The sequence below is a fragment of the Sorangium sp. So ce426 genome (assembly GCF_051475585.1).
In the GTDB taxonomy this organism is placed as follows: Bacteria; Myxococcota_A; Polyangia; order Polyangiales; family Polyangiaceae; genus Sorangium; species Sorangium cellulosum_B.
Genome location: NZ_CP150341.1, coordinates 2,347,809 through 2,371,196, shown reverse-complemented (window position 1 = coordinate 2,371,196; position 23,388 = coordinate 2,347,809). Strand labels below are relative to the sequence as shown.

The window sequence follows — 23,388 nt, the reverse complement described above, 5'->3', positions numbered from 1 at the left end:
GCCCTCACCGCAGCTTCATCGACGCCAGGGACACCAGCGCCAGGAGGATGGAGATGATCCAGAAGCGGACGATGATCTTGGGCTCCGCCCACCCCTTCTTCTCGTAGTGGTGGTGGATCGGCGCCATCAAGAAGACGCGCTTGCCGGTGAGCTTGAACGAGAGGACCTGCGTGATGACGCTGACCGTCTCGATGAAGAAGATCCCCCCGAGGATGATCGACAGGAGCTCGTTCTTGGTGAAGACGGCGAGCATCCCGAGCCCGCCTCCGAGGGCGAGCGACCCGACGTCCCCCATGAAGACCTGGGCGGGGTACGTGTTGTACCAGAGGAACCCGATCCCCGCGCCGATGACCGAGCCGCAGTACACCGACAGCTCGCCGGCCGACGCGATCGCCGGGATGTCGAGGTAGGTCGCGAGCGAGAAGCTCGCGATGGAGGCGCCGACGATGTACGCGAGGATGAGGTAGGTCCCCGCGTTGATGATCACCGGGCCGATCGCGAGGCCGTCGAGGCCGTCGGTGAGGTTCACGGCGTTCGACGTGGCGACCACGACGAAGACGGCGAACGGGATGTAGACGTAGAGCGGCAGCTCGATCGGGTACTTCGAGAACGCGACGAACGGGATCGCGAGCCGCGTCCTGATCTCCGCCCAGTCCGGCGGGAGCTTGGACGCGAGCAGGAACGTGTAGGCCACGGCCGCGCCGCCGATCAGCACCTGGCCGATGAGCTTGTAGCGCCCGGGCAGGCCGCCGCTGTTCCGCCGCTTGATCTTGAGGAAGTCGTCCAGGTAGCCGATGACGCCGTAGCCCGCGGTGACGGCCGTCGTCGCGAGGACGAAGGGGTTCCTGAGGTCGGCCCACAGCACGGTGGGGAGCAGCAGGGAGAGCAGGATGAGCGCGCCGCCCATCGTCGGCGTGCCCGCCTTGATCTTGTGCGTCTCCGGCCCCTCGGCGCGGACCACCTGCCCGATCTGCTTGCGCCGGAGCTCGCGGATGAACCACGGCGCGAGCACGAACGTCAGCACCATGGCGGTGATCGTCGCCATGATCGTGCGGAACGGGATGTAGCGAAGGACGTTGAGCCAGCTCAGCCAGCCGTAATGGAACTTGAGCGGGTAGAAGAGCTCGTAGATCACCCCGCACCTCCGTGCGACGGCCGCTCGCCGAGGGCGCGCGCGCGGCGCGCGGCGAGCGCGCGCCGCGCCTCGTCGCGATCGTCGAACGGCAGCGTGACGCCGCCGATGATCTGGTACGGCTCGTGGCCCTTGCCGGCGATGAGGACCACGTCCCCCGGCTCGGCGTCGAGCACCGCGCGCTCGATCGCGCGCGCCCGATCGAGCTCGACGACGACGCGCGCGCGCCCGGCGGCGAGCCCTGGCAGGATGGCGTCGGCGATCGCGCGCGGGTCCTCGCTCCGCGGGTTGTCGTTGGTGACGATGGCGACGTCGGCGCCGCGGCCGACCGCCTCGCCCATCTGCGGCCGCTTCAGCGGATCGCGGTCGCCGCCGCACCCGAAGACGCAGAGGATACGCCCGCCGCCGAGGGCGCGGACGCTCGCGAGCACGCGGGCGAGCGCGTCCGGCGTGTGCGCGTAGTCGACGAGCGCGATCACGTCGTCGGCGCCCGGGGTATCGCAGCGCTCCAGGCGGCCCGCGACCTGGATCGGAGACGAGAGCGCCGCGGCGGCGTCACCGACGGCGAACCCGAGCAGGTAGGCCACGGCGAGGGCGGCGAGCAGGTTCGACGCGTTGTGCGCGCCGAGCAGGTGGGAGCGGATGGTGACCTCGCCGGCGGGCGTGCGGGCGCGGATGAACGTGCCGCTCGCGCTGTGCGCGAGCTCGACGGGTGCGATCTCCGCGGCGTCCGGGCCCGCGCCCACCTCCGCCGAGTAGCGCGCGAGCGTCGCCGCGGTCGGGCGCGAGAGCCCGCCGGGGGCGAGCGTCTCGACGAGCTGCCGCCCGAAGGGATCGTCGACGTTGATGACCGCGGCGCCGGGGCCGAGATCCACGAACAGGCGCGCCTTCGCCGCCGCGTACGCCTCCATCGTGCCGTGGTAGTCGAGGTGGTCCTGCGTGAGGTTCGTGAAGACGGCGACCCGGAACCGGACCGCGTCGACGCGCTTCGCCGCGAGCGCGATCGACGACACCTCCATCACGAGGTGCGTCGCGCCGCGGGCGACCATCGCGGCGGCGACGCGGGCGAGCTCGTCCGCCTCGGGGCTCGTGTGCGAGGCGTGGACATCGAGATCGCCGAAGCGGTAGCCGAGCGTCCCGACGATCCCGGCCTGGCCGCCGCACCGATCGACGCAGGCCTGGACGAGGTGGGCCGTCGTCGTCTTGCCGTTCGTACCGGTGATGCCGACGACCTCGAGCGTGAAGGTCGGGTGTCCGTAGACCACGGCGGCGGCCTGGGCGAGCGCGAGCGGCACGTCGGGGACCTCGACGCGCGCGGCGCCGAGCGTGTCGGCCGCGCTCCCGCGGGCGACGATCACCGCCCGCGCGCCGCGCGCCACGGCCTCGGGGATGAAGCGCTCGCCGTGAGCGCGCGCGCCCGCGCGCGCGACGAAGATGTCCCCCTGCCCCACCTTGCGCGAGTCGAGGTGCACGCCCGTGACGACCATGTCCTCGGCGCCCGCCGGAGAGAGCGCGGCGCCCGGGATCTCGAGCAGCACGTCGCCGAGGCGGAGCGCGAGCTCGACCTCGGCCAGGCTGGCTTCCTTGTGATCGTGCTCCGTCATGTGGGGGGCTCGAAGATGAGCTTCAGGGGCGATCCCTTGGGCAGCACGGTCCCGGGCGGAGGCTCCTGGCGCGCGAGCCGCCCCGTGCCCTCGACGCTCGGATCGAGCCCGAGCGCGGCGGCGCTCTTCACGGCCTCGCGCTGCGGCAGCCCCGTCAGATCGGGGACGCGCAGCTCCCCCGCCTTGAGCGGCGCGGACGGCGTGACCACCCCCGCCGAGATCGGCGCGGCCGCGGCGCGCGCCTCGCTCAGCACCTGATACGTGCTCGCCGCGAGGTCCTCCCCGGACTGCTCGCGGATCTCCGACAGCTTCATCGGCACGCTCCCGCGCGGGGTAACGCCCAGGTAGCGCAGCGCCATCTCACCGACCCGACGGAAGACGGGCGCCGCGACCGAGCCGCCGGCGTACGTGCCGCCCATCGGCTCATCGAGCACCACCGCGATGGCGATCCGCGGCCGCTCGGCCGGGACGAACCCGACGAACGACGCCACGTAGTGGGTGTCGGTGTACTTGCCCGTCGCGGGATCGATCTTCTGCGCGGTGGCCGTCTTCCCCGCGACGCGGAACCCCGGGATCGCGGCCTCGACGCCGGTCCCGTCCCCCTCCGTCACCGCGACGAGCATCTCCGACATCATCCGCGCGATCGGCGCCGGCACCGCGTCGCGGCGCACGCGCGGCGACGGCTCCGACAGCGTGACGCCCGTGCCGTCGGTGACCCGCTTGATCAGGATCGGCTCGAGCAGCCGCCCGTGGTTGGCGATCGCCGCCGTGGCCATCGCCAGCTGGAGCGTGGTCACGCTGATCCCCTGCCCGAACGAGGCCGCCGCCGTCTCGACCTGGACCCACGGGCGGCCGCGCGGCCGCAGCACGCCCACGGACTCGCCCGGCAGCGGCACGCCGGTCAGGTCCCCGAAGCCGAACCGCCGGAAGCCCTCGTAGAGCCGCTGCTCGCCGAGCCCGAGCGCGATCTTCGCCGTGCCGATGTTGGACGACTGGGCGAGGATCTGCGGCACCGTCAGCCACTTGTGGATGTGCGTGTCGTGGATCACGACGTTGTCGATCGCCATGTTCCCCTCCTCGCAGTAGATGGTCGCGCTGGGGGAGACGCTCTTCGCCGCGATCGCGCTCGCGATGGCGAACACCTTCATCGTGGAGCCGGGCTCGAAGCGATCGACGACGCAGCGGTTGCGCCGCGACCCCGGATCGCTCTGCGAGTAGTCGTTCGGGTTGAAGCCCGGAGCGCTCGCCATGGCGAGGATCTCGCCGCTCTCCGGCTCGACGACCACGATCGAGCCGCCGAGCGCCTCGTAGGTCTTCATCGCCGCCTCGAGCTCGCGCTCGGCGGTGAACTGGATGCCCTTGTCGATCGTCAGGTGGACGTTGTGCCCGGCGAGCGCCTGCTCGTCCTCGATCCCCTCCGAGAAGATGAGCCGGCCCGAGCGATCGCGGAGCCCGCGCACCTCGGACGCGTTGCCGCGGAGCTCGTGCTCCAGGCTGAGCTCGATCCCCTCCTTGCCCTCGCCGTCGGTGGCGACGAAGCCGAGCAGCGGGCCGGCGAGCTCGCGGTTCGGGTAGAAGCGGCGCCCCTCGCCCTCGATCACGAGCCCGCGCACCGGGTAGCGCTGCGTCCTGTCCCCGAGCGCGCGGACGTTCTCGACCTCCTGCTCGGAGATGCGGCGCTTGAGCCAGGCGAAGCGGCGCCGCCGGCCGAGCTTCTCCACGACGTCCTCGAGCGGCAGCGAGAGCGCCTGCGCGATGCGCTCCGCGTACTGCTGGATCCGCATCGGGACGTACTTCTCCTCGATGCCGCGGAGCATCTCGACCGCGTCCACGGAGACGCTGGGCACCTCCACGCTCTCCGCGAGCGGCGCGCCGTTCCGGTCGTAGATGGTGCCGCGCTTCGGCGTGATGTGGAGCCGCCGCTGGCGCTGCCGCTCGGCGAGGTCGTACCACGCGTCCCCGTCCTCGACCTCGATGCGGTAGGCGCCGGACACGACGCCGCCCAGGCCGAGCGCCATGAGGCCGCAGAGCAGCCCCATGCGGATGCGGATCCACCGCGCGCGCCGGGGATCGAGGTTCTTCACGGCTGCCCTCCGCTCGGCGGCGCGCGGCCGGGCTCCTCGCCATCGGGCTCGCGCTCGCCGGGCGGCGCCGAGTAGCCCCGCACCGGGATCACGCGCTCGGGCGGGGGCGGCGTCATGCCGAGCAGCGAGCGGGCGACCATCTCCACGCGCTGCGGCGTCTCGTAGCTGGCCGCCTCGAGCGAGAGCACCCGCTTGACCTCGCGCAGCCGCGCCTGCTCGGCGCGCGCCCGCCCGAGCTTGTAGCCCAGGTCGACCGTGCGCCCTCGCAGCGCGAGGTGCACGACGAAGGCCGCCACCGTCGCGGCCACCGCGAGCGTCCACAGGATGAGGAACGGACGCTGCTGCGTCACGCGAGCGCCTCCGCCCCGCCCACGCGCCGCGCGGCGCGGAGCTTCGCGCTGCGGGCCCTCGGGTTGCCTTCGACCTCGTCGTCGCCCGCGGTCACCGGCTTCTTCGTCAGCGGCTCCCAGACCTCGGGCTCGCGCAGCGCGCGCTTGACGATGCGGTCCTCGAGCGAGTGGAACGAGATCACGGCGAGCACGCCGCCCGGCGCGATGATCCTGGGCGCCGCCTCGAGCAGCGCCTCGAGCTGATCGAGCTCACCGTTCACCGCGATGCGCAGCGCCTGGAACGTGCGCGTCGCCGGATCGACCCCGCCGATGCGCGCCGGCCCGACGGCGCGCACCACGGCGCGCCGCAGGTCGAGCGTCGTCACGAGCTCGCCGCTGTCGGCCGCCTGCTTGATGCAGCGCGCGACCCTCCGGCTGCGGCGCTCCTCGCCGTAGCGGTAGATGAGATCTGCGAGCGCCTCGTCGCTGAGCCGCTCGATGAGCTCGAGCGCCGTCTCGCCGCGGCTCGGGTCCATCCGCATGTCGAGCGGCCCCTCCGCGCGGAAGCTCATGCCGCGGCCCGGGTCGTCGAGCTGCATGGAGCTCACGCCGATGTCGGCCAGGAGGCCGTCCACCTGCGGGACGCCGAGGGCCGCGAGGTGCCGCTCGATCTCGGAGAACTCGCCGTGAACGTAGGTCACCCGATCCCCCGCGCGGGCGAGCCGGGCGCGCGCGATGGCGAGGGCGCGCTCGTCGCGATCGATCCCGATGACCCGGGCGCCAGGCGTCTCGAGGATCGTCGCGGTGTGGCCGCCGGCGCCGAGGGTAGCGTCGACGTAGACGCCCTCGCTGACCGGCGAGAGCGCGGCGAGCACCTCGCGGCCGAGGACGGAGACGTGCTGCTCGCCGCGCGGGCGCGGCGGCGGAGGAGGCAGGTGCATGGGGACTACATTGACGACGTTCATAGGCGGAACTGCTCCGCGATTGCGTTCTTGAAGCTCTGAAGCTCGACCTCGCTCATCTGCTGAGCGGCCTTCCACCGTTCCTGCGACCAGAGCTCGATCGTCTGGCCCATGCCCGCCCACAGCACGTCCTTCGTGAGGTCCGCGTGCTCGCGGAGAGACGGCGGGATGAGGATCCGGCCCTGCTTGTCAAGGTCACACTCGACGGCCGCGGACAGGTAACGGCGCCGGAAGGCGACAACGTTCGAATCAAATTGCGGAAGTGCTGCAATTTTCGCCTCCAGCTCTTCCCAGGCCTTCATCGGATACGCGTGCAGGCAGGGGTCGAAGAGGGCCGGGGTGATGACCATCCGCAGGTCGTTCGCGGCCGCGAGCACGTCGCGAAAGCGCGAAGGAAGGCTCGTGCGCCCCTTCGCGTCGATCGCGTGCTCGAAGTGACCGCGAAACATCGTGCTCATCGACCCCAGCTCCGGCTGGTCCGTCCCGCCGAGGGGTTGGCGACGCGTTGCTCCACCGGGCGCACGCCGCGTCGTGACATTCTCTGCCACTTCTTCCCACGAAGCTCCGCCACGCTACGGAGTGAGGTGCCGAGTGTCAACAGTTTGGGAGATTTCTGGACCTCATCCGCCACCTATGTAGGACATAAACCCTCAAGGTCACACCCTACAAAACAGCGGGATTTATCGACAAATGGCCCTCTGACGGGGCCGTGGGAGGAAGTGGGGAGCCGCCAGGAGGTGGGCTGGAACGCGTCGGGCGGACGCTGGCAAGACGGAAAGCAAGCAAGACGGATCGCCGCCCTGAGCACGTCGATTCGCGGCCGGGCGAACGGGTGCGTAGCCGGGTTACCGGGCGGGCTCAGCGAGCCTGCGGCTGGGGCGAAACCGGGCGGGCGAGGAGCGCGGTGGGGGAGAGTGGGGAGGCGCGCCGCGGTGGGGGAGAGTGGGGAGGCGCGCCGCGGTGGGGGAGAGTGGGGAGGCGCGCCGCGGCGGCGGTCAGCTGTGGGGGGTCACGTTGGTCTGGACCCACTCCACGATGCTCTTCAGGGTGGTCCCGGGGGTGAAGACGCCCTTCACGCCGGCGTTCTGGAGCCGCGCGATGTCCTCGTCCGGGATGATGCCCCCACCGAACACCACGATGTCCTCGGCCCCGCGGCTCCGGAGCGCTTCGATAACCGCGGGGAAGAGGGTGTTGTGCGCTCCGGACATGATCGACAGCCCCACGGCGTCGACGTCCTCCTGCACAGCGGCGGAGGCGATCATGTCGGGGGTCTGGTGCAGGCCCGTGTAGACCACCTCGAAGCCCGCATCGCGGAGTGCCCTGGCGACCACCTTGGCGCCGCGGTCGTGGCCGTCCAGGCCGGGCTTCGCCACGAGGATTCGGACTTTGCGCTCTGCCATGAGCGCGTCGATTACCGCCTGCCCGGGCAGACGTAAAGCGACGCGCCCGATCGAGCGGCCTTCGCTCCGCAGGGGTGCATCCTTGCCGAGCAGCGGGCTTACTGCGCGGCGAAGACGAACGGAATCGTCACGGGGGTGGAACCCGAGGAAGGCGGGAACCGCCAGGACTTGATCCGGGAGGCGATGCAGCTCGACAGGCCGGGGTAATCCTTCTCCGACCCGCCGGCCGAGACGGACTGGACGGCGCCCGACGCGGCGATGACCACCGAAGCGGAGACCCTGGCGGTGCTGGCCGCGTTGCTGGCGCGCGCGTCGAGGGCGGGCTGCCAGCAGTGGCGGCGGACGCTGGGGCGGTTCGACTCGACGACGCCGGAGATCTCCCCCTGGGAAAGCGGGGTCAAACTGGCGCTGGTCCCCTGGCTGCCCGGCCCTGACGAGGGGCCGGGGACCCCGGCGCCGAACCCGGACCGGTCGATCTGAGCCGAGGCCGATGGAGCGACCGGCTTGTCCGGCGGAGGGCGCTGGCTCGCGACGCCGCCCGCCTTGCCCGTCGATGCGACCTCCGGCCGGGCGGAAGCCGTCTCGGCCGGTGCAGGTGCGTCCGGCTCGACGGTCGGCGGCGGCGGCGGGGCCGCCGTGGGCAGATCGGCCGGCTGGCTCTGCGGCGGAGGGGCGGTCACGACCTGCACGGGCTGCGGCTTCGGGGAGAGCAGGACGAAAGCGGAGACGCCACCGAACGCTGCGGCCATGGCGATGAAGGCGTATGCGAGCGGGCTCATGCCCGATTTCCGCCTTGGCGCGACCGTCTCCACCAGGCTGCCAGGCGTGGCCACCAGAGGTGCGGGCTCCGCGGCGGAGAGGGCTCCTGCCGCGGCGGGCGAGCCCCCGGCGGTCAGCCTTCCGCCTGCTGGCGCCGTCCGATCGGCCGCGAAGGGATCGGCGAGCACCTCCACCGGCGCAGCGCCCGCGGCGTGGGTCCGCCCGACGCTTGCCGGCGCGCCTGGCCATGCGGCCGGCGCGCTCGCTGCTGGCGCGACCGGGGTGACGCGCGCAACGGACGTAGCTGACGCAACGGACGCAACCGACGCAACCGACGCAACGGACGTAGCCGACGCGACCGGCGCGGGCAGCGGGGCCGACACAGCGGGCGCCCCCGCCGCGGTGAAGGCGGCGACCGCCGGGGCCTGCTCGTTCAGGCCAGGAGGCTCCGGCTCACGCATCGCCGGGCGCGCGGGCGCGGCCCCCCCGAGCGCAGGGACCCTCGACGAGGCGGGCGCCTTCGCCGATGACGCCTGCGGCTGACCGACAGAGGAGCCCGTGGTGCTGATGCGGCGCGCGGGCGGGGACAGGCGGGTGGACTGAGCCTGCGTGACGATCTCGAGCAGCTCCGGGAAGTTCTTGAGGGGCTGCCACTCATCGAAGCCTTCGCGCCAGACGAGCGACTCGCCGTCCACCGCGCCGGCCAGCGCCTTGTCGCGGATGACCGAGAGCCGCACCGGGCCGAGCGGGACGCCGCCGACCCCGACGTACCAGTCCTCGCTCGACGTGGCGCGCACGGCCGGCGCCTTCCCGAGCGGGCGGTCATTGGACATCGCGCGCGTGAACGCGCCGGCGGCCCCCATCGGCGGCGTGGGCTCCGCCGCCCTGGCGGCAGGCGCAGGGGAACGAGCCGGCGCCGCGGGCGCCGGCTGGACAGCCCGGGCTGCCGGGGAGGCCTGCGGCGCGGTCGCCGGACGCGGGCTCGACGCCGGTCCGGGGACGGCGCGCGGCGCGACAGGAGGTCGAGGAGCGCCCGCCGGGCGCGGCAGGGCCTGGGATGCCGGCCGGGGCGGCGCTGGCGCGGCGCCGTGGTGGCCCAGGGGCGAAGCCAGCGGCGGCTTCAACGGGCTCGCCGCGCCCCCGTCCGCCGCCGGCGCCTCGTCGCTCGGAGGGGCGACGTGCGCCTCGTCGCCCGCCTCGCGCGGCGGCTCGACCGGGAGAGCACGCGCCACGGAGCTCTCGGTGACGCTCGCGCTGACCTGGATGAGGTGCCCGCATCGCCGGCACTGCATCCGCACCATCTTGCCGGCGACCTTCTCGTCACCGATCTGGTACTTGGCCTTGCAGTTATCGCAGATGAATTTCATCCAAGGACGCGCCTGCCGGTGGAATGGCGCAGTCTACGACAGCTTGGCCCCGGACGACATGGGGTAGGCGGTCAGAGCAGCCCGAGCAAGTGCTCCTTGATCGATTGCCGCGTCGGGTCATCCGGGGCGACGCCCAGCGCGCGCTCCCAGGTCTCGATGGCTTTGTTGCGAAACCCGGCCTTCTGATAGAGCACGGCAAGGTTCTTCAGCGCGGGGAAGTGCTTGCCGTTGATGTGCAGCGCCGTCTCCAGCTCCTGGATGGCGTCGTAGAGCTGCCCCTGCTTGCCGTAGAGCAGGCCGAGGTGGAAGTGCAGCCGGTACGCGAGCGGGTCGATGGCCGTGCCCTCGCGCAGGTGCCGCACGGCCTTGTCGAAATCGCCCGCGCGATACGCCGCGATCCCCGCGGCGAGGAGGCGCTCCGCCTCCGCCGAGATCCGGTCCTGATCGCCGCGGATCGAGCGCGCCTGGAGCGCGTTCTCCACGGCGGCGACGACGTCGGCGACGCGGAAGGGCTTCTCGATGTAGGCCTCCACGCCGTAGCTCGACTTCAGGTCCTCAGCGAACCGCCACCCGCGGTAGACGGCCGAGATCATGATGATCGGGATGTGGCCGTAGCGCTGGGTGCCCTTCATGCGGCGGGCGATGTCGAAGCCGTGCACCTCCGGCAGCATGGCGTCGAGGATCATCACGTCGGGCGGATTCTCCTTGACCATGCGCAGCGCGAGGAGCCCGCGATCGGCCTCCTCCACGCGGTACCCGCGCTCCTCGAAGATGCGACGGAGCAGCTTCCGGATCTCCGGCTCGTCGTCGACGACCAGGATCGTCGTCTGATCGCCCTGCGGCGCCTTGCCTGCGCCCGGGAGCGACTCGACGACGGAGAGATCACGGTCAGCGGTGCCGAAATCCGTGTCCGTGAGCTCGTCGGCCGCCGCCGCCCTCCGCATGGCGTCGTCGACGACGAGCGGCGGCCCCGCCGAGGAGAGGCGGGCCGGCGACGGGGCAGCAGGCGGGCTCGGCTCATCGGTGAGATCGGCGAACGAGATCTCCGCGTCGTCGCGCGGGCGATCCGGCGCGGGCCGCGGCGGCGGCGCGGCGCTGGGAGCAGGCGCCGCAGGGGCCTGGGCCGCCGTCGCCGGGGGCACGGCGGACGCGGGCCGGCGCGGCGCGGGCTGCGCGGGGGCTGGCGGGGGCGCGGGCGGCGCCTCGGAGGCGGACGACGCCGTGGAGCCGAGCCCGGCCCGCTTCAGCACCTCGGGCGGGCACTTGGCGCCCACGTAGAAGGGCTCGCCCTGCTCCTTCATGTCGTAGGCGGCCGCGATGGTCCGCACGAGGGGGCCCGCGAGCGCGATGTACGGGAAGACGCGCTTGCCGGTCACGAACTCGAGCTCGTCGATCACCTTCTTGTCGGCGGGCGCGGCCATGGCCACGAGGATGCGATCCTCGCGCACGAGCACGGGAAGGAGCTTGTGCTTGGCGGCGATCTCGCGGGGGAGGATGGAGAGGTCGCTCAGCTTGATGCAGACCTGGTTGAGATCGATGCCAGGAACGCCGCTCTGCTCGGAGAGGGCCTTCAGCGCAGCGACCTCGGAGACGGTGCCGCTCTCGATGAGGTTCGTGGCGAGGGGCACCCCCTTCGCGCGCGCCTCGAGGAGCGCCTGTTCGAGCTGGGGCTGGGTGACCGCCCGTTGCTGCAGGAGGATGCGTCCGAGCGGCTTTTTGTTGGCGTCTTGCGTCATTCCGCGGGCCGAGTTCGAAGGCTAATGGACGAGGAATGCGCGGGCAAGCACGCGACCCGCGCGCGAAGGCGGCCATCCGACCGACACGACCGGCTCGGGCTCGTGCGCCGGCGGCTCGGGCATACGGCCGGGTCGAGCGCGGCCAGGGCGCCGCCCGATGCGCGCGGATCCGAGCGCGCGTCCCGACGCCAGAGGCGAGAGCTCACCATCCGCCCATGTTACTCCGGAACCCTCCGGGCAGCGCAGGCGATGCGCCGGCGGCGCGACGGCGCCCGCTGCGCCCGCTCCGCGAACGCATCGAAGAGGCCATGGCGACGATGTAGGGTCACTCGGTTTGCTCTGTCTTACTCGGTCGCGCCCACCGTCTCGTTCGCGTCGTTGGCATTACCGTCGCCGCTCGCGCCGAGCCACGCGCGAGCGAACGCCGCGTACCTCCCCTCGGCGATCGCCGCGCGCGCTTCTCGCATCAGGCGGCCATAGAGGTGGAGGTTGTGCTCCGTCAGCAGGCGCAGCACCAGGATCTCGCCGGCCATGTAGAGGTGCCTCAGGTACGCGCGGCTGTATCCGCCGGCGCAGGTCGGGCAGGCGCAGGTCGGATCGAGCGGCGAACGGTCTTCTTTGTAGCGGGCCTGCTTGATGACGATCTTGCCGTGCTGCGTGAGCGCTTGCCCGTTCCGCGCGTTCCGGGTGGGGAGCACGCAGTCGAACATGTCGACCCCGGCGCCGATGGCGTGCACGAGGTCGATCGGCGTCCCCACGCCCATGAGATAGCGGGGGCGCGCCGGGTCGAGGTGCGGCCCGATCTGGGCGACGACCTCATGCATCATCGCGATCGGCTCGCCCACGGAGAAGCCGCCCAGGGCGAGCCCGTCGAACGGCAAGGCGCCGAGCTCATCGGCGTGCGCCATGCGCAGCGCGACCGAGGTGCCGCCCTGCACGATGCCGAAGAGCGCCTGGCTCGGGCGCTTCGCGGCGAGGCAGCGCTTCCCCCAGCGCGTCGTCAGGCGGCACGCCTCCTCGACCTCCGGGCGCGGCGCCCCGCCCGGCGGGCACACGTCGAGCTGCATCGCGATGTCGGCCCCGAGCAGCCCCTGCACCTCCATCGCGACCTCGGGCGTGAGCGCCTTGCGGGCGCCGTCGAGGTGCGATCGGAACACGAAGCCGTCCTCGACGAGGGTGCGCCGCTCGGCGAGCGAGAAGGCCTGGAAGCCCCCGGAGTCCGTGAGCATCGCGTGCGGCCAGCGGGTGAACGCGTGCAGGCCGCCGAGCTGCGCGACGAGCTCGGGGCCAGGGCGGAGCCACAGGTGGTACGTGTTGCCGAGGACGATCCTCGCGCCGGTCGCGGCCACCTCGGCGGGGGTCAACGTCTTCACGCTGCCCTGGGTGCCGACCGGCATGAACGTCGGGGTCTGCACGTCGCCGTGCGGCGTGGAGAGCACGCCCGTCCGGGCATGCCCGTCCCTCGCGAGCTCGGAGAAGGAGAAGCCAGGCGTCCGGCTCATGGCGCGTCCACCCCACGGATCAACATGGCATCACCATACGAGTAGAAGCGGTAGCCGGCGTCGATCGCCGCGCGGTACGCGAGGAGCGTGCGCTCGCGTCCCGCGAAGGCGAACACCAGCGCGAGCAGCGTCGAGCGCGGCAGGTGGAAGTTGGTCAGCAGGGCGTCGACGACGCGGAACCGATAGCCCGGCTGGATGAGGAGGCGCGTCTCCCCGGACTGCGCCCTCACGAGGCCGGCGCGGGCCGGATCGGCGGCCGACTCCAGCGCGCGAACCACGGTGGTGCCGATCGCGATCACCGGCGCGCCGCGCTCGCGCGCCCCCGCGATCGCGCCCGCGGTCGCGTCCGGGATCGAGTAGACCTCCGCGTGCATCGGGTGCAGGTCGAGATCGTCGACCGTGACCGGCTGGAACGTGCCGAGGCCGACGTGCAGCGTGACGCTCGCGATCTCGACCCCGTTCGCGCGGAGCCGCTCGACGAGGCCGGGCGAGAGGTGGAGGCCCGCCGTGGGCGCGGCGACCGCCCCTGGGACCCGGGCGAAGATGGTCTGGTACCGCTCGCGATCGGACGCGTCGTCGCCGCGGCCGAGGTAGGGCGGGAGCGGGACGTGCCCGTACGCGTCGATCGCAGCGGCGACGGACAGCCCCGCGGGTGAGGAGAGCTGCACCGTGAGCACGCCGTCCTCGGCGCGCTCCAGCACCTCCGCGACCAGCGCCCCGTCGCGCTCGATATCGAGCACCGATCCCGGGCGTATCGGCTTGGAGGCGCGCCCCATCGCCCGCCAGCGCTCGGACCGCGGCGCGCTCTCCTGCGGCCCTCCGCCGAGGTCCTCCGCGCCGGCCGGCGCCCCGTCCAGCCGGCGCAGCAGGAAGAGCTCGACCTGCCCGCCCGTGCCGCGCTTCCTCCCGAACAGACGAGCGGGCACGACCTTCGTGTCGTTGACGATGACGAGCGCGCCGCGCTCGATGTACCGGTCGAGATCGCGGATCGCCGCGTGCTCCACCTCGCCCGCTCCGCGGCCGCGATCGACCAGGAGGAGCCTCGCTCCGTCGCGCTCCTCGGGGGGCCGCGAAGCGATCAGCGCTTCAGGGAGTTCGTAGTCGAGCAGCTCGCAGCGCACGCCGCGCTACTAGCACGACGCGGGCGTGAGCACGTTCGTCTTGGCGCGGAGGAAGCGACAGATCTCGCCCACCTGGTAAGGCTTGGGGACGAAGGCCACCGCGCCGCAGTCGGCGCGCTCGACCTGGCGCGCGGAGAGGTGATACGCGCTGGAGAGCACGACCCGCACCCTCGGGAACGCATGCCGGATGTGCCGCGCGAGATCGAGGCCGTTCAGGTCCGGCATCATCAGATCGATCATCGCCACATCGATCGGGGACGAGCCGAGGGTGAGCAGCGCATCCTGGAACGAGGCGGCGAACACGACCTCGAACCCCTCGACGCTTAGCCCTGCCGAAAGAGCGCGACGCTGGGAATTCTCACCGTCCACGATCAGCATGCGGGCCATTAAGCGTCCTCCTGCGGCGATCGCCGCCATCCAAATACGCCTACCTGTCTAGCAATCATCGGGCCAAGTTCCCGAATCGACGCATTGCGGTTGCCGACGCTAAAGTGAAACAGAAGAGCACAGTCTACATCAGGCGCCTCATTGCACTAAGGCAAATCCCGACGCTGCATCATTGCAAAAATGCAACCTCGCGTGGGCTAGCTCCCCTGATTTGCCGCTGAGTCAGGTGGTTTGCTCGGATCGGGCGGCCGCATCCATACGACCCGAACGGAGGAATGCAGGCTGAGCTCGATGGGCAGCAGGTCGCGGTGCCCAGGGAGCACGGCCTGTCGAGCACGGTCCGCCTGAGGCCGCTGTGTGCCGTGGGAACGGGCTGCTGAACCCGGCCGGTGGGCGATGGAAGGCGCTCGGCAGGCCGGCGCCACTTCAGCCCGGGGGATACGTGATCGTCAGGCGGGTCATCTTGCGCCACAGCGTGGTCGCGCTGATCCCGAGCACCTCGGCGGCGCGCTCCCGGCTGCCGTCGCACTCCCGCAGCGCGGCCTCGATCGCCTGGCGCTCGGCGCAGTCGACGACGTCGGCGAGCAGCCTGCCGCCGGCCTCGGGCGCGCGCTTCGGCTGCACCGCGGCGGGCAGCACGTCGTCGACGCTGATGACGCCGCCGCCGGAGAGGGCCACCGCTTGCTCGACCATGTTCTCGAGCTCGCGGATGTTGCCGGGGAAGTCGTACTGCGTCAGCGCCTCGACGACGCCGTCCGCGGCGCGGGCGCGGCAGCTCATCTTGCGGTTGTACTTCTCCAGGAAGAACTCCCAGAGGATCGGGATGTCCTCGCGACGCGCGCGGAGCGGCGGGAGCACGAAGCGCGCGACGTTCAGCCGGTAGTAGAGATCCTGGCGGAACCGCTTCTCCGACACCGCGGTCAGGAGCTCCTGGTTCGTCGCGGCGATGATGCGCACGTCGACGTGGATGGGTTTGTTCTCGCCTACCCTGCGGATCTCGTTCTCCTGGATCGCGCGGAGCAGCTTCGCCTGGAAGGTGAGCGGGGTCTCGGCGATCTCGTCGAAGAAGAACGTGCCCCCGTCGGCCTCCTCGAACAGCCCTTTCCTCGCCGAGATCGCGCCCGTGAACGAGCCTCGCGCGTGGCCGAACAGCTCGCTCTCGAGGAGCGTCTCGCTGATGGCGGCGCAGTTGACCGGCACGAACGGGCGGTCGGCGCGCTTGCTGTTGGCGTGGATGGCCTTGGCGACGAGCTCCTTGCCGGTGCCGCTCTCGCCGGTGATGAGCACCGTCGCGTCGGTGGGCGCGACCTTGACGATCCGGCCGAGCACCTCGCGGACCGCCTGCGAGCGGCCGACGATGTTCTCGAACCGGTAGCGCTCCTTGAACTCGCTGGCGAGCAGCTGCACCTCGCCGGTGAGCTTCCGGTTCTGGATCGCGCGCTCGACCTTCACGAGGAGCTCCTGCTCCGAGAACGGCTTCTGGATGTAGTCGAACGCGCCGAGCCGCATCGCCTCCACTGCGCTCTCGATGGTGCCGTACGCGGTCATCACGATGACCTCCGTGTTCGCGTTCGACTCCTTCACCGCGCGCAGGACGCCGATCCCGTCGAAGCCGCCCATCCGGAGGTCGGTGAGCACGACGTCGTACGCCCCCTTGGCGCCCAGATCGGCGCCCTGGCTGCCGTCCGCGGCTTCATCGACCTCGTACCCGGCGCCACGCAGCATCATCGCGAGCGTGGTCCGCATGTTCCGCTGGTCATCGACGACAAGAATCTTCGACATGGATTTCCCCCGCCGCGCTCATCCTCCTCCGGGAAACGAGCGCGGCGCGACGATCACGACCGACGTGCCGCGCTGGCGCGTACGCGCGCGAGCACGGTCGTCCGCGGCGCCCTTGGACATGCGTCCAGAGCATCGTACGTCAAGCACGACCTCCGCCGCCAGAAGGTGCACGGGGGACGCCCCCTGCGCGAGGGACGGCCCTCACCCTACCCTACTCGCGGATCTGCTGGGCGAGGTAGGCGGTCTCGCCGAGCTTCTCGATCAGCCCGATTTGCGTCTCGAGCCAGTCGATGTGGTCCTCCTCGGACTCGAGGATCTTGGCCAGGAGATCCTCGGTGGTGCGATCCCCCTTGTCGCGGCAGAGGGCGATCGCCGAGTTGAGCCGCTTGACCGCGTGGTACTCGAGATCGAGGTCGCTCTTGAGCTGCTCCGGCACGCTCTGCCCGATGTGCAGGGTGTCCAGGCGCTGCAGGTTGGGCAACCCATCGAGGAAGAGGATGCGCTCGATGATCGCATCGGCGTGCTTCATCTCGTCGATCGACTCGGCGCGCCCGTGCGCAGCGAGCGTGACGAAGCCCCAGTGCGAACACATCTTCGCGTGCAGAAAATACTGGTTGATCGCAACGAGCTCTCCGGCAAGCACCTCGTTCAACGCATCAACGACGTCTTTTGCACCCTTCATCGGACCCCTCTCGCGCTCATGCCTGTCGTGCGGACCCCGCTCCTGCAGGGCGGGCGGGGGACGCTGGCTAGAACGCCAGCGCCCCGCACAAATGCGCGAGGTCCGTGGAGGTGCGCAAGAAGTTTCTAAGGAAATAGGTGCCGCTGCCGTCGCTTCCGACGGAAACCAGGGCATTCAGGCTGTCGCCGGTCGAGCCGGAGAATCAGGCTGCGCTGGAGACCGGCGCCATCGTGAGGCGGCGCGGTGTCGAGGTGCCATCGCGCTCGCCGACAAGCTCGGCGATCGTTGACCGACAGGAGCCGCACCGCGTACCGGCGCCCGTGCACTCCATGACCTGCGAAACAGAGCAGGCGCCCTCGCTCATCGCTTCACGAATCTCTCGATCACAAACGCCCATGCAGAGGCAGACGTACATGCAGACCCCCGGCTACGTAACGGGTGGGATTGATATTGAACATAGCTTTCAATATCGAAGCGTCAAGGGGAATGTCGCCTGGGCGGATCGCCGAGCTGGATCGAGGTCGGAGATCCCCCTGGATCGAGCCAGCAGCGCTCGGTCAGCGAACGCGCCGAGCAGCGCTCGGTCGGCGAACGCGTCGAGCAGCGCTCGGTCGGTCGAGCGTCAGAGGAGCGTCGAAGGAGGAGGGATCGGGCAGGGATGCAGCCGGTCAGACCGGCGGAAGACGACGCCGCGCGAGCGCGGCCGGAGGCGAGGCGCGAACGCACCCCCACCGCGGAGCGGTCGGCCGCGCGGCGGCGTCACATCGTGAGGCCGCCGTCGACGTCGATGCAGCGACCGTTGAAGTACTCGCACTCGATCACGAAGCGCACGGCCTGCCAGATGTCCTCGGGCACGCCGATGCGGCCCACGGGGATCATGGCGACCAAGGCGTCGCGCGCCTTCTGGTGCATGCCCTGCGTCATGGGCGTCTCGATCATGCCGGGCGCAACGGCGCCGACGCGGATGCCGAACGGCGCGAACTCGAGCGCCCAGGTCTTCGTGTTCGCCGCGAGCGCGCTCTTCGCGGCGGTGTAGCTCGACTGGCCGCGGTTGCCGTGGCGCGCGATGGAGCTGATGTTGACGATGACGCCCTTCTGCTCGGTCTCGATCATCTTCGCGACGACCTCGCGGACCATGAGCGTGGCCCCCGTCAGGTTGACGTCGATGACGGCCTGCCACTGCGCCGCGCTCAGCTTGACGACCGCGCCCGTCTGGCGGTCCTTCTTGACGAGCAGGCCGTCCCGCAGGATGCCCGCGTTGTTCACGAGGCCGTTCAGGCCGCCCATCGCCTCGTGCGCGAAGCGGACGAACGCCTCCACCTCGGCCTCCACCGCCACGTTGACCGCCCGCGCGTGGACCTTGCCGGCGAGCCCCTTGCTCGCCTCGACGAGCGACGCGAGCCCCTCCTCGTTCATGTCGCCGGCGGCGACCTGGCCCCCGAGCTCCGCGAGCCGCAGCGCATAGTGGCGACCCAGCCCCTGGGCAGCACCTGTGACGACGAACTTCGTGTCCTCGAGTCGCATGATCGCACTCCTCCAGGGATCGCTCCCGATCACCGTGTCGAACGCGCCGTCTACCACGACACCGCCGCGAGGCGGCGGACGACGTCGCAGCGCGCCCCCAACGCCCGCGACCCCCGCCCGGCCTGCAGGCCCCGGCGCAATCCGTGCAACCCATGCAACCCGCGTAAAAGCGCAACCCGGGCAACAGCGCGGTCACCGCTTGCGCCGGGTGGCATCGATGTTATTCAGCGCCCATGAGGTCGATCGCGCTCGCCGCCGTGTGCGCCGGCATCCTGACGCTCGCGCCTGCATGTGACCGCACCCCCCCGGTGCCCGAGACCTCCGATCCGACGGGCAAGGATCTGGTGATCGGCGCCGTCGTCGCAGCCGCCGAACAGAGCGGAGGGTTCCGCATCTACAAGATCGTCGAGGTGGAAGAGCTGCCCGCGCCGTTCGGGTCCGATCTGCACATGATCGCCTACGATCCGAAAGCGCAGAGCTTCCAGGAGGCCGCGGAGCTCCGCCGCAAGGGGAAGCTGACCGTCGCGAAGGACCACATGACGGTCCGGCTCGTGTATTTCCTGCCGCGCGACCACCGGGTGATCAGCAACGAGCCGGTCAGCGACGACGAGCGGGCCCCGTATCTCCGCTCGTTGCAGAGCCGGCAGCGCTGACCGGCGTCCGCTGGCGGGCGGCGAGGCGCCCGCGCCTCAGCGCGCTGCGCGGAGCAGCTCGCACAGCCGCTCGATCGCCTGGCTGTGCAGCCGGCTCGCCCAGCTCTTGCTGATCCCGAGATCCTGCGCGATCTGATCGAAGCGCTCGTCCTCGAAGTAGTGGCGCTCCACGAGGGTGCGCTCGCGCTCCGGGAGCTCGCGCACGGCGTGGCGCACGGCCTGCGCGAGCTCCGCGCGAGAGGCGCGCTCCTCCGGATCGTCCGCGGCGTCGGGGACGGCAGCGACGTCCCCGTGACTCGAGAGCAGGCCGAGCGCCATCGCGGCCGCGTGCCCGGCGAGCACACCGCCGAGCCGCGCGGCGTAGGCCTCCTGCGTGGCAGGCGCGTCGGCGTCGTCGTCCGCACCGCGTCCCTCCGCGAAGCGCGCCGACGCAGCGAGCGCGCTGGCCCGCGCGGCCGCGGAACGCCAGCGCGTCTCCCTCCGGACGCCGTCGAAGATGGCCCACCGGAGCTTCCTCTTGGCGTAGGCCTCGAAGGTGGAGCGGCTCGGATCGTGCGTCCGCACGATCTCGAGCAGCGCCGGGTGCCCCAGTGCGACGAGGTCCTCCACCGGGATGCGGCGGCCCAGACGGCGCGCGATGCGCTTCGCGACCAGCTGAAGCAGGTCGAGCCCCTCGGCGAGGAGCCGGTCTTCCGGAGTGCGCACCGCTATCCCGCCTTGGCGCGCTCCGCTGCGCCGAGCACCCCGAACGCCCGCTCGCCGCTCTCGTCGACCTCGCGCGGATGCGCGCGCCGCAGGAGGCGGCTCGCCTCCTCGTCGTGCAGCAAGACCTCCACGAGCTGCTCGCGCATCCACGCGATCTCGTGCGCCGGCAGGCGCCCCACGTAAGGCGCCACGGCGGCGTCGACCTGAGCGGCGATCCAGGGGTCATCGAGGAGCGAAGCGTCCATGGGAGACGCCCATTATATCTCCGCCGAGCGCGCCGTCATCCGCCGCTCGCCGCGTCGCCGAAGCGTCATGTGGACGGCGGCGGCGCGTTGAGGCAGGCCTCGAACGCCTTGACGGTCCGCGCGTCGAACGCGCACTTGAGCGACCTCGGATCCACGCTCTTGCCGACGTTCTGCTCGCACGACTGCGCGTACTGCTCCCCCAGCGTGGCCGCGACGGCGTCGATCTTCTTCTCGGTCTCGCCCCGCTGCTCCGCCGTGAGCTTGGCGCTGAGCGCCGCGACCTGCTCCAAGCGCGTGAGCGCCGTGAGCCGCTTGCCCAGATCCACGCAGTCGCCATGCATGAGCGCGTAGTCGTCGGGCACCGAGTCGTCGCGGCGCGGCGGCGCCGGCGCCGCGGCGCCGGGCTCCGCGTCTGCCTCCCGCGCCTCGGCGCCCTGGGCGGCATCGCTCGCGGGCTCGGCCGCCGGCGCCCGCTCCTCCGGCTGCGCCGGCTCGGGCTGCTCGATCGGAGGCGGCGGGGCCCCTCCGCACCCGAGCAGCAACGTCGACAACGGACCCGTGACCATGATCAAGAAAAGAGCTCTCCCCATGGAGCGAGGGTTGATCGGCTCGCGCCGGGCGTCCATGCCGCGCCGGGCGCGCTCGGCGCTGCGCGGCGGATCGAGCGACGCCTCGGCCTGCCGCGCTTGCCGCGCTTGCCGCCAGGGTGCACGGGCCGTCTTGGCAGGCTCCGTGCAGGGCGCACCGTGACGACAGGTCGGCCTCGCCGGCCATCTCGACTGTCCGTGCGGAGGCGGGAGCATGCGGTCGCTCTGGATTGTTCTCGTCCTGGTGCTCGGCTCGGCGTTGCTGCTTCAGGTGATGGCGGCGGCCGACGGCCGGATCCCCTACGCGCGCTTCCGCTCGCTCGCGGAGCGCGGAGAGCTCGCCGAGATCGAGATCCGGGACGACATGTACATCGGACGCGCGGTGCCCGGCCTGAGCGCGCGCGCGCCGCAGAGCTACCGCACGGGGCGCATCGAGCAGACCGAGAAGGATCTGCTCGCCGATCTCGACCGGCGAGGGATCCCGTACACGCGCGTCGCGGACGAGCTGGGCCTGCCGCCGTACCTCTGGCTGCTGCTGCCGCTCGCCGGTCTGGCGGTGATGGGCCACCTCGCGTCGCGCCGCGGGACGACGGCAGGGACCATCTCGGGCGCCGCGACCGCCTTCGGCAAGCACAAGGCGCGGCTCTACGAGGAGCGGGGCGCGATCGCGACGTTCCGCGATGTCGCCGGCAACGCCGAGGCGAAGACGGAGCTCGGCGAGATCGTCGACTTCCTCAAAGCGCCCGAGCGCTACGAGAAGCTCGGCGGGCGGATGCCCAGAGGGGTGCTCCTCGTGGGGCCGCCCGGCACGGGCAAGACGTTGCTCGCTCGGGCGATCGCGGGAGAGGCGAGCGTCCCCTTCTTCAGCGCTAGCGGGTCGGAGTTCGTGGAGATGTTCGTCGGCGTCGGCGCCGCGCGCGTGCGCGACCTCTTCTCGCAGGCGCGCGAGAAGGGGGCCTGCCTCGTGTTCATCGACGAGCTCGATGCGGTCGGCAAGGTGCGCGGCCTCGGCGGCTCCGTCGGCGGCCACGACGAGCGGGAGCAGACGCTCAACCAGCTCCTCACCGAGATGGATGGGTTCGACGCGCACACGGCCATGGTCGTGATCGCCGCGACGAACCGCGCCGAGATCCTCGATCCGGCGCTGCTCAGGCCAGGGCGGTTCGACCGCCGGGTGCACATCGATCGGCCCGACCTCGCCGAACGGAAGGAGATCCTCGCGGTGCACGCGAGGAAGGTGGCGCTCGAGCCTGGCGCGGATCTCGACGCCGTTGCCGCGCAGACCGCGGGGCTCGTCGGCGCCGACCTCGCGAACATCGTCAACGAGGCGGCGCTGCTCGCGGCGCGGCGCGGCGCGGAGGCGGTGGGACAGGGCGATCTGGAGGCGGCGATCGAGCGCGGGCTCGCGGGGCTCGAGCGCCGTGGCAGGCGGCTCGGAGCGCGCGAGAAGCTCGTCGTCGCCTACCACGAGGTGGGGCATGCGCTGACCGCCTCGCTGCTGCCGACGCAGGATCCGGTGCGCAAGGTGTCCATCGTGCCGCGGGGGCCGGGCGCGCTCGGGTACACGATCCAGCAGCCGCGCGAGGATCGTTACCTGTGGAGCCGGCAGGAGATCCTCGATCGGCTCGTCGTGCTGCTGGGCGGGCGCGTCGCCGAGGAGGAGGCCGTCGGAGACCTCTCGACCGGCGCGCAGGACGATCTGCTCAACGCGACCGAGCTCGCGCGTCGCATGGTCCGCGAGCTCGGGATGGGCCAGGGGCTCGGGCTCTCGGCGCTCGATCCGCGCCGGCCGCTGTCGTTCCTCGGCGAGGCGCAGGGCGCGATGCCGTCCGGCGCAGGGCCGCGGGAGTGCAGCGACGCGACCGCGCGCGCGATCGACGCGGAGGTCGCGCGGATCCTCGCGGACGCGGAGGCGCGGGCGCGCGCGTTGATCCAGGGGCACCGGCCGACGCTCGAGCGCGTCGCCGCCCGGCTCTACGAGGTCGAGACCCTGAGCGGCGATGAGCTCAGGGAGATGGTGGCAAGAGGGGAAGCCTAGAGCAGCCGCTCAGTCGACGCTCCGCAGCGCGCGGGACAGATCGAAGCCCGCGGCGTCATGGTGATAGACGACGCGGAGCACGCGGCCGCGCAGCAGCTCCCTCGGCACCGCCCCCATCGCCCGGCTGTCGAGCGAGGCGGCGCGGTTGTCGCCCATCACGAAGAGGTGGTCCGGCGGGACGACGACCGGACCGAATGCGTCGAAGTCGGGCTCGCCGGCCGCGTGTGTGACCTCGCCGAGGTGCTCCACCCGCGTGCCGTCCCCGAGCTGCTCGAGGGCTTGCGCCGCACCGTCGACGTACAGCACGCCATGCCGGAGCATCACCGTCTGGCCCGGGAGCGCGATCACCCGCTTGACGAGGAGGGTGGACCCGCCGCGCGGATCCGCGAAGAGCACCACGTCGCCGGCGCTCGGCCCGCTGCGCTCGAAGAGGTAGTGATCCGTGAGCGGGACGCGGAGCCCGTAGGCGACCTTGTCGACGAAGATGCGATCGCCCGGGGCGATGGTCGGCCACATCGACCCGGTGGGCACGTGGTACTGGTCCGCGAGGGTCGAGCGACCCAGCGTGAGGATCGCGAGCGCCGCGAGGATCTTGAGGAGGCTCCGCCCGAACGGCGCGACCGTCTGGTAGGCGCGCCGCGCGAGCGCGCGATCGGATCGAAGCGTGAAAAGTCCGGCCTTGTCGGGCTGGAGGCACGCCGCCGCGGCCTCCACCGCCGGCCGGGGAACGCTGGGCTCGCTCATCTCTGGCGGGGCTAGCATCCGCGCTCGAGACAGGCCAGCTTCGCT

At 71.6% G+C, this 23,388-nt stretch carries 22 protein-coding genes; 2 read left to right on the top strand and 20 right to left on the bottom strand.

Annotated elements, in window-relative coordinates:
* Nucleotides 1-4: 4 nt before the first annotated feature.
* The 16 genes from mraY to WMF44_RS08905 form a co-directional block, all read right to left on the bottom strand.
* A complete protein-coding gene (gene mraY, locus WMF44_RS08980) occupies nucleotides 5-1,135 on the bottom strand; it encodes a phospho-N-acetylmuramoyl-pentapeptide-transferase (protein WP_012234296.1) in 1,131 nt (376 codons plus the stop codon).
* Nucleotides 1,132-2,736 carry a UDP-N-acetylmuramoyl-L-alanyl-D-glutamate--2,6-diaminopimelate ligase gene (locus tag WMF44_RS08975; RefSeq protein ID WP_437298714.1) on the bottom strand — a complete coding sequence of 535 codons (1,605 nt, stop codon included), beginning with the start codon at nucleotides 2,734-2,736 and terminating at the stop codon, nucleotides 1,132-1,134. The genes mraY and WMF44_RS08975 overlap by 4 nt, the downstream gene beginning before the upstream one ends.
* Nucleotides 2,733-4,820 (bottom strand): penicillin-binding protein, encoded by a 2,088-nt coding sequence (locus WMF44_RS08970; protein ID WP_437298713.1) that lies wholly within the window; start codon nucleotides 4,818-4,820, stop codon nucleotides 2,733-2,735. Before WMF44_RS08970 ends, WMF44_RS08975 begins: the two co-directional genes overlap by 4 nt.
* Nucleotides 4,817-5,170, bottom strand: a complete 354-nt coding sequence (locus WMF44_RS08965; RefSeq protein WP_437298712.1) for a hypothetical protein — start codon at nucleotides 5,168-5,170, stop codon at nucleotides 4,817-4,819. The genes WMF44_RS08970 and WMF44_RS08965 overlap by 4 nt, the downstream gene beginning before the upstream one ends.
* Entirely contained in the window at nucleotides 5,167-6,114 is a 948-nt protein-coding gene (gene rsmH / locus WMF44_RS08960; RefSeq protein WP_437298711.1) for a 16S rRNA (cytosine(1402)-N(4))-methyltransferase RsmH, read from the bottom strand. The genes WMF44_RS08965 and rsmH overlap by 4 nt, the downstream gene beginning before the upstream one ends.
* On the bottom strand, nucleotides 6,111-6,569 hold the full coding sequence (gene mraZ, locus WMF44_RS08955; protein ID WP_012234291.1) for a division/cell wall cluster transcriptional repressor MraZ: 459 nt from the start codon (nucleotides 6,567-6,569) through the stop codon (nucleotides 6,111-6,113). Before mraZ ends, rsmH begins: the two co-directional genes overlap by 4 nt.
* A gap of 537 nt (nucleotides 6,570-7,106) precedes the next feature.
* Complete coding sequence (locus WMF44_RS08950) at nucleotides 7,107-7,511, bottom strand: cobalamin B12-binding domain-containing protein (RefSeq protein WP_012234290.1); 405 nt, start codon at nucleotides 7,509-7,511, stop codon at nucleotides 7,107-7,109.
* A 98-nt stretch (nucleotides 7,512-7,609) separates the two neighbouring features.
* Nucleotides 7,610-9,637, bottom strand: coding sequence for a GYF domain-containing protein (locus WMF44_RS08945; RefSeq protein WP_437298710.1), 2,028 nt, complete (start codon nucleotides 9,635-9,637; stop codon nucleotides 7,610-7,612).
* Nucleotides 9,638-9,708: 71 nt separating this feature from the next.
* Nucleotides 9,709-11,373 (bottom strand): response regulator, encoded by a 1,665-nt coding sequence (locus tag WMF44_RS08940; protein WP_437298709.1) that lies wholly within the window; start codon nucleotides 11,371-11,373, stop codon nucleotides 9,709-9,711.
* Between the two features lie 344 nt (nucleotides 11,374-11,717).
* The gene (gene tgt, locus WMF44_RS08935) at nucleotides 11,718-12,875 is read right to left on the bottom strand and encodes a tRNA guanosine(34) transglycosylase Tgt (protein WP_437298708.1); all 1,158 of its coding nucleotides are present in this window, start codon (nucleotides 12,873-12,875) and stop codon (nucleotides 11,718-11,720) included.
* Entirely contained in the window at nucleotides 12,872-13,996 is a 1,125-nt protein-coding gene (queA, locus tag WMF44_RS08930; protein WP_437298707.1) for a tRNA preQ1(34) S-adenosylmethionine ribosyltransferase-isomerase QueA, read from the bottom strand. The genes tgt and queA overlap by 4 nt, the downstream gene beginning before the upstream one ends.
* A 9-nt stretch (nucleotides 13,997-14,005) precedes the next feature.
* Complete coding sequence (locus WMF44_RS08925; protein ID WP_437298706.1) at nucleotides 14,006-14,413, bottom strand: response regulator; 408 nt, start codon at nucleotides 14,411-14,413, stop codon at nucleotides 14,006-14,008.
* 396 nt (nucleotides 14,414-14,809) lie between these two features.
* Entirely contained in the window at nucleotides 14,810-16,165 is a 1,356-nt protein-coding gene (locus tag WMF44_RS08920) for a sigma-54-dependent transcriptional regulator (protein ID WP_437298705.1), read from the bottom strand.
* A 211-nt stretch (nucleotides 16,166-16,376) separates the two neighbouring features.
* A complete protein-coding gene (bfr, locus tag WMF44_RS08915) occupies nucleotides 16,377-16,847 on the bottom strand; it encodes a bacterioferritin (RefSeq protein WP_437298704.1) in 471 nt (156 codons plus the stop codon).
* Nucleotides 16,848-17,049: 202 nt separating this feature from the next.
* Nucleotides 17,050-17,262 (bottom strand): (2Fe-2S)-binding protein, encoded by a 213-nt coding sequence (locus WMF44_RS08910; RefSeq protein WP_437298703.1) that lies wholly within the window; start codon nucleotides 17,260-17,262, stop codon nucleotides 17,050-17,052.
* 344 nt (nucleotides 17,263-17,606) lie between these two features.
* Nucleotides 17,607-18,371, bottom strand: coding sequence for an SDR family oxidoreductase (locus tag WMF44_RS08905; RefSeq protein WP_012234280.1), 765 nt, complete (start codon nucleotides 18,369-18,371; stop codon nucleotides 17,607-17,609).
* Nucleotides 18,372-18,604: 233 nt separating this feature from the next.
* Here WMF44_RS08905 and WMF44_RS08900 point away from each other — a divergent pair, with 233 nt between their 5' ends.
* Nucleotides 18,605-19,024: a hypothetical protein gene (locus WMF44_RS08900; protein WP_437298702.1), complete on the top strand. Its 420-nt coding sequence runs from the start codon at nucleotides 18,605-18,607 to the stop codon at nucleotides 19,022-19,024.
* A 36-nt stretch (nucleotides 19,025-19,060) separates the two neighbouring features.
* Here the strand turns inward: WMF44_RS08900 and WMF44_RS08895 are convergent, their stop codons facing one another.
* The 3 genes from WMF44_RS08895 to WMF44_RS08885 all read right to left on the bottom strand — a co-directional run bounded on the left by WMF44_RS08895 (nucleotide 19,061) and on the right by WMF44_RS08885 (nucleotide 20,564).
* A complete protein-coding gene (locus tag WMF44_RS08895; RefSeq protein WP_437298701.1) occupies nucleotides 19,061-19,729 on the bottom strand; it encodes a sigma-70 family RNA polymerase sigma factor in 669 nt (222 codons plus the stop codon).
* A 2-nt stretch (nucleotides 19,730-19,731) separates the two neighbouring features.
* Nucleotides 19,732-19,974 (bottom strand): hypothetical protein, encoded by a 243-nt coding sequence (locus WMF44_RS08890; protein ID WP_437298700.1) that lies wholly within the window; start codon nucleotides 19,972-19,974, stop codon nucleotides 19,732-19,734.
* A 65-nt stretch (nucleotides 19,975-20,039) separates the two neighbouring features.
* Complete coding sequence (locus tag WMF44_RS08885; protein WP_437298699.1) at nucleotides 20,040-20,564, bottom strand: hypothetical protein; 525 nt, start codon at nucleotides 20,562-20,564, stop codon at nucleotides 20,040-20,042.
* 211 nt (nucleotides 20,565-20,775) lie between these two features.
* Between WMF44_RS08885 and ftsH the strand changes: the two genes are divergently transcribed.
* Nucleotides 20,776-22,599 carry an ATP-dependent zinc metalloprotease FtsH gene (gene ftsH / locus WMF44_RS08880; protein ID WP_437298698.1) on the top strand — a complete coding sequence of 608 codons (1,824 nt, stop codon included), beginning with the start codon at nucleotides 20,776-20,778 and terminating at the stop codon, nucleotides 22,597-22,599.
* Nucleotides 22,600-22,608: 9 nt separating this feature from the next.
* Here the strand turns inward: ftsH and lepB are convergent, their stop codons facing one another.
* Entirely contained in the window at nucleotides 22,609-23,343 is a 735-nt protein-coding gene (gene lepB, locus WMF44_RS08875; RefSeq protein ID WP_437298697.1) for a signal peptidase I, read from the bottom strand.
* Nucleotides 23,344-23,388 lie beyond the last annotated feature (45 nt).